Genomic DNA, 6,112 nt, shown 5'->3' on the forward strand with positions numbered 1-6,112 from the left:
GGCCTTTGTGGAAGACCGGGGTTTCCGGTGAGTTGAGGTATTTGGGCGTGCCTGAGCCGATCACCCGCCCGCCAAAGCCGATGCACTCGCCTTTGATGTTGCGGATCGGGAACATGATGCGGTCGCGAAAACGGTCGTAGCGTTTGTCGTCTTCTTCGTTGACGATCACCAGGCCCGATTCGGCCAGGAGCGGGTCGTCGTATTTGGGGAAGATGCTGGCCAGCGAGCGCCAACCTTCGGGCGCATAGCCCAGGCCAAAGCGCTTGGCGATCTGGCCCGACAGGCCCCGGCCCTTGAGGTAGTCGATGGCGTGCGGGGTGATTTTGAGCTGGTCGCGGTAAGCGTCACCGGCTTTTTCGAGCACATCGCTCAGGCTGTCTTGTTTGGCCTTGGCGGCGGCGGCTTTGGCGCGGTCCTCGGGCGATTGTTGTTCTTCGGGCACCACCATGCCGGTTTGCTGGGCCAGGTCCTTCACGGCTTCGATGAAGGTCATGCCCGCGTGCTCCATCAAGAAGCCGATGGCATTGCCGTTTTTGCCGCATCCAAAGCAATGAAAAAACTGCTTGGTGGGGCTGACGCTGAAGCTGGGGGATTTTTCGCCATGGAAGGGGCACAGGCCCATGAAGTTGGCGCCGCCTTTCTTGAGCTGCACGTACTTGCCCACGATGTCGACCACGTCGACGCGGGACAGCAACTCCTGGATGAAAGACTGGGGGATGGCCATAAGAGGGCTATTTTCGCCGATAAGGACGGTTCATTCCGTGCGGGTTTCGGGGCAAACCAGCATGGATTTCAGCGCGAGGTCAGGCAAACTGATCAACATCCAACCGTCAGCCGAAACAGGACCTGTTCATGACCGATACCAAAGTCAGCATCTTTGACCAAGACTTGCCCCAAACCCCCGCCAACCATGCGCCGATTTCGCCGCTGAGTTTCATCGAGCGCACGGCCGAGGTGTACCCCCACCGCCTGGCCATCGTGCACGGTGATTTGCGCCAGGACTGGGCCACCACTTACCGCCGAACCCGCCAACTGGCCAGTGCGCTCACGCAGGCGGGCATTGGCAAAAACGACACGGTGGCGGTGATGCTGCCCAACACGCCGCCCATGGTAGAGGCGCACTTTGGCATCCCCATGGCAGGGGCAGTGCTCAATGCGATCAACACCCGGCTGGACCCGGAGACCGTGGCCTTCATGCTCGACCACGGCGAGGCGAAGGCCGTGATCGTGGACCCGGAGTTTTCTAGCGTGATGAAAAAAGCGCTGGCGCTGCGCCAGTCCACCCGGCCCATGTTGGTGATCGATGTGGAGGACGCGTTGTACACCGGTCCCACCGAAAATCTCGGCGATCTGACGTACGAAGCCTTTGTGGCCCGCGGCGAAGCCGACTTTGCCTGGAGCTTGCCTGCCAACGAATGGGACGCGATTGCCCTGAACTACACCAGTGGCACCACCGGCAACCCTAAGGGCGTGGTCTACCACCACCGGGGGGCGGCCACCAATGCGATCTCCAACATTCTGGAATGGGACATGCCCAAGCACGCGGCCTATTTGTGGACGCTGCCCATGTTCCATTGCAATGGCTGGTGCTTTCCGTGGACGGTGGCGGCGCGTGCTGGCGTGAACGTGTGTTTGCGCAAGGTGGATGCGCAGGCCATGTTCGATGCCATGCGCGACCATGGTGTCACGCATTACTGCGGTGCGCCCATCGTGCACGGCTTGCTGGTCAATGCCCCGGCGGCCATGAAGGCGGGGGTGCCTGCGGGCATCAAGGCCATGGTGGCGGGCGCTGCGCCCCCGGCCTCGATGATCGAGGGCATGGAGCAGATGGGTTTTGATTTGACCCATGTGTATGGCCTGACCGAGGTCTATGGCCCGGCCACGGTGTGCCCCAAACATCCCGAGTGGGGTGCGCTCGACATCGGCGATCGGGCCCGGCTGAACGCCCGCCAGGGTGTGCGCTACCACCTGCAGCGCGATGTGCGAGTGCTCAACCCTGAAACCATGCAGCCCGTGCCACAAGACGGCGAAACTATGGGTGAGATCATGTTCAAAGGCAACATCACCATGAAGGGCTATCTGAAAAATCCCAAGGCCACGCAAGAGGCTTTTGCAGGTGGCTGGTTCCACAGCGGTGACCTGGCGGTGCAGTACCCGGACGGTTATTTCAAGATCAAGGACCGCAGCAAGGACATCATCATTTCGGGCGGCGAGAACATTTCATCGATCGAGGTGGAAGACGTGCTGTACCGCCACCCGGCTGTGCTGGCAGCCGCCGTGGTAGCCAAGCCCGATGCGCGCTGGGGCGAGACGCCTTGTGCCTTTGTGGAGCTGAAGGCCGACGCCGAGGTCACGGCCGAGCAGATCGTGGCGCATTGCAAGCAGCACTTGGCGGGCTTCAAGGTGCCGCGTGCGGTGGTGTTTGGTGAGCTGCCCAAAACCAGCACGGGCAAGATTCAGAAATTTGAGTTGCGCAAGCAAGCGGGGTCGGCTGCGGCGATTGACCTGTGAGGGGCGGCGCTCAGGCGATGTCGAAGGCGTGTGTGCTGAAGCGTCCTGCACGCCGGTCTGCAAAGTAATGCTCAAGCGTTTCCTTGACGGTGCGAAAGGCCAATTCGTCCCAAGGAATTTCTTCTTCTTTGAACAAGCGCGCTTCCATGGTCTCGTGTCCGGGGTCGAACACGTCGCTGGTCAGGCGGGCGCAGTAATACAAGTGCACCTGACCCACACGCGGCACGCTCATCACCGTGAGCAGGTCTTCCATGATGAATTGCGCACCGGACTCTTCGGTGGTTTCTCGGGCAGCGCCCTCAGAGGTGGATTCACCCAGCTCCATGAAACCTGCGGGCAGCGTCCACTTGCCTTTGCGCGGTTCGATGTTGCGTTTGCACAGCAACACCTGATCGCCCCAATGCGGCACTGTGCCCACCACGTTCAGGGGGTTTTCGTAATGAATCGTTTGGCAGGCGGTGCAGATGGCGCGTTCACGCACATCGCCATCTGGGGGCAGGCCATAGGCCACGGGAGAGCCGCAGTCTCGGCAATGGCGGATGGCTTGTCGTTGGTACATAAGGCGTCAGGATAATACTTTGAGGGCCACCAGCGCGATGCTTGGGAAAAAGACGATGGCACAAATGCGAATCGCGTCTGAAGCCAAGAAAGGCAGGATGTACTTGAACGTTTCTTTCATGGGGACATCTTTGGCCATGCTGCTGATGATGAACACGTTCATGCCTACCGGCGGCGTGATCAGTCCCACTTCAACCACCATCAGTGCCAAGATACCAAACCAGATGGCTTTCGACTCGTTGTCCATGCCCCAGATGTCAATGCCCATGATGATCGGGAAGAACATCGGGACGGTGAGCAAGATCATGGACAGGCTGTCCATGATGCAACCGAGCAGAAGGTAAATCAAGATGATGGTGAAGACCACGGCCAGAGGCGGCAAATGCATGCCTACCACCCATTTGGCCAGTTCGGTGTTGACCTGGGTGAGTGCGAGGAACACGTTCAGCAAATCTGCGCCCAGCAAAATCAAGAAAATCATGCCGGTGGCACCCGCCGCACCGTACATGCATTGCAAAAAGCCTTTGCCCTTCAGACCGCCTGAAGTCCAAGCCACAAATGCAGTCGCCACGGTGCCGATCGAGGCGGCTTCAGTGGGTGTGAAGATGCCGCCGTAAATGCCGCCGATAACGACAGCAAAAATCAGCAGTACCGGCCAAGTTTCGACGACGGCTTGTAATTTTTGGGGCCAAGTGTATTTGACGCCGCGTGGCGCATCTTGTGGGCTGACCCGGGCAATGATGCCGATCACCACCATGTAGCCAATCGCGGCAATGATGCCCGGAATGAATGCGGCCACAAACAGCTTGGCGATGTTTTGTTCGGTGATGATCGCGTAAATGACCAAGGGAACCGAGGGGGGGATCAAGATGCCCAAAGTCCCGCCTGCGGCCACAACCGCCGTGGACAGACGCATCGAATAGGCGTTCGCTTTGAGCTCGGGCAAGGCCACCTGACCCATGGTGGCCGCTGTGGCCAAAGAAGAGCCGCAAATGGCGCCAAACCCGGCGCATGCCGTGACGGCCGCCATGGCCATGCCACCGCGCCAATGGCCGATGAAGGCGTTGCCCGCCTTGAACAAGGCCCGAGACAGCCCCCCGTGCGTTGCAAATTGGCCCATCAACAAGAATAGAGGGACCACAGAGAGGTCGTACACGGAATAACGTGTGTAGGCCGCTTGCTTGAAATAGTTGATCAAGGGGTCAACGCCCGCCACGGCCGCATAGCCAATGGAGCCTGCCAGCAGCATGGCTGTCGCAATGTGGATGCGCATGGCCAGCATCACCAGCATGGCCAGAAACATCAGGCCACCCCATTCAATTCCAGTCATGACCGCATCTTTCCAAAATCATTGCCAATGGCATAAAGGGCGCTGGCGCACAGCAAGGCAAAAGCCGCGACCATGGGCACATAAGTCCACCAAACAGGCATTTCCAACAGCATGGAAGCGTCCATGGATTCGCGCAGCTCGAACAAGCCCAACCACATGCGCCAAGTCACCAAGCCTGCGATGGCGGCCATGATCAGGTTGGCAAAGGCATCGAGCCAGGCGATCAGGCGGGGCGAAGCACTGGTGGTGAAAAAGTCGACGATGACGTGGCCTTTGACCCAATGGGTGTAAGGCAAGCTCAGGCTCACGGCAATGGCGCTGAACATTTGCACCAGTTCGTAGTCGCCCAAAATGGGTTGACTGAAAAAGGTGCGCCCTGCAATGCTGATGATCGACATGAAGGCCATGGCGGTCAGGACCAAACCAGCGGCCACGGCCATGGTTTTGCAGAGGTATTCAAGCCCCACGCCAACCGGGCCTCTCGCTTGAGAATCTTCGTTCAGAACAAAATCAGCCAAGGGGACATCCTCAACGGGGTCAAACACACATTGTCGCGAAAAAAAGGGGTGGCCAAGCCACCCCTTGTTACAAAGCAGCCAATTACTTGGTGTATTGCTTGATCAGGTCTTGTGCAGACTTGAGCATACCGGCGCCATCCATGCCTTTTGCAGTCATGTCTTTGGCCCAGCTGTCATCCAAAGAGTCGGTGGCTTTGCGCCATTTTTCGAGCTCAGCCTTGGCGATGATGGAGATTTTCTGGTTTTTGGAAGCCTCGAAAATCTTTTTGCCCACCACGTCGTCGCCAGCTTGGGTTTTGCCCATGAAAGCGGAGAGATCGCTGCCAGAGTTCTTGTCGATGACCGCTTTCAGGTCAGCTGGCAAGGACTCGTATTTGGCTTTGTTCATGGGCAACACGAACACGGTGGTGTACAGCGCGTTGTAGCTGCGGTCGGTTTCGGCGGTGAAGTTGGTCAACTCATTGACCTTCAAACCGTGAGCCACTTCGTAAGGGATCACAGCGCCATCAACCACGCCTTTGGACAGGGCCTCGGGCACTTGTGGCACGGGCATGCTGACCGGTGTGGCACCCAACATGGACACCATTTTCACGATTTGACGTGTGGGGGCGCGGACCTTCAGACCCTTGAAGTCTGACATTTGGGTCAGTGCTTTGTTTTTGGTGTAAATGTTGCCTGGGCCGTGCACATGGATGGCGAGCATCTTGACGTCGCTGAAATCGTCCTTGGCATATTTTTGGCCATAGTCCCAAGCGGCGCGGCTGGTGGCTTCGGCGTTGGTCATCATGAACGGAAGCTCAAACACTTCCAGTTTGTTCAGTTTGGCGGTGTAGGCTTGCAAGGTCCAAGCCACATCCACCACGCCGTCGACCACTTGCTTGTACAACTGGGGTGGTGTGCCGCCGAGTTGCATGGATGGGAAAATATCGCATTTCAGGCGGTTGTTCGAATCTTTGGCAATGGCTTTGCACCAGTCACCCAACATGGTGGTGTGCTGAACCGATTGTGTGCCCAAAAAGTGGTGAACTTTGAGGGTGGTGGTCTGGGCTTGAGCGCCGAAACCAGCCAGCAGCAAGCCGGCGGCCACTGCGGTGTGTTTCAAAAATGTCATACCTTGAGCTCCTTAAATGTTGTCTCAGATGCAATCATAAAACCAACCGAGCGGTCGGTTAATTGGTGTTTACCCAATCCAGAC

At 58.1% G+C, this 6,112-nt stretch carries 6 protein-coding genes; 1 reads left to right on the forward strand and 5 read right to left on the reverse strand.

Annotated elements, in window-relative coordinates; translation table 11 throughout:
- Positions 1–724: DNA primase (dnaG, locus tag Q0341_RS10815; protein ID WP_299513081.1), on the reverse strand; the 724-nt coding region annotated here is incomplete at its 3' end.
- A gap of 128 nt (positions 725–852) precedes the next feature.
- On the opposite strand from dnaG, the gene Q0341_RS10820 reads away from it, so the two are divergent.
- On the forward strand, positions 853–2,511 hold the full coding sequence (locus Q0341_RS10820; protein WP_299513083.1) for an acyl-CoA synthetase: 1,659 nt from the start codon (positions 853–855) through the stop codon (positions 2,509–2,511).
- A 10-nt stretch (positions 2,512–2,521) separates the two neighbouring features.
- Here the strand turns inward: Q0341_RS10820 and Q0341_RS10825 are convergent, their stop codons facing one another.
- From Q0341_RS10825 to Q0341_RS10840, 4 genes are all read right to left on the reverse strand, one after another.
- Entirely contained in the window at positions 2,522–3,070 is a 549-nt protein-coding gene (locus tag Q0341_RS10825; RefSeq protein ID WP_299513085.1) for an NUDIX hydrolase, read from the reverse strand.
- A 6-nt stretch (positions 3,071–3,076) separates the two neighbouring features.
- Positions 3,077–4,399, reverse strand: coding sequence for a TRAP transporter large permease (locus tag Q0341_RS10830; protein ID WP_299513087.1), 1,323 nt, complete (start codon positions 4,397–4,399; stop codon positions 3,077–3,079).
- Positions 4,396–4,917: a TRAP transporter small permease gene (locus tag Q0341_RS10835; RefSeq protein ID WP_299513089.1), complete on the reverse strand. Its 522-nt coding sequence runs from the start codon at positions 4,915–4,917 to the stop codon at positions 4,396–4,398. Before Q0341_RS10835 ends, Q0341_RS10830 begins: the two co-directional genes overlap by 4 nt.
- An 82-nt stretch (positions 4,918–4,999) precedes the next feature.
- Positions 5,000–6,028: a TRAP transporter substrate-binding protein gene (locus Q0341_RS10840; RefSeq protein WP_299513091.1), complete on the reverse strand. Its 1,029-nt coding sequence runs from the start codon at positions 6,026–6,028 to the stop codon at positions 5,000–5,002.
- Positions 6,029–6,112 lie beyond the last annotated feature (84 nt).

The organism is uncultured Limnohabitans sp. (assembly GCF_937889215.1).
Taxonomy (GTDB): Bacteria; Pseudomonadota; Gammaproteobacteria; order Burkholderiales; family Burkholderiaceae_C; genus Limnohabitans_A.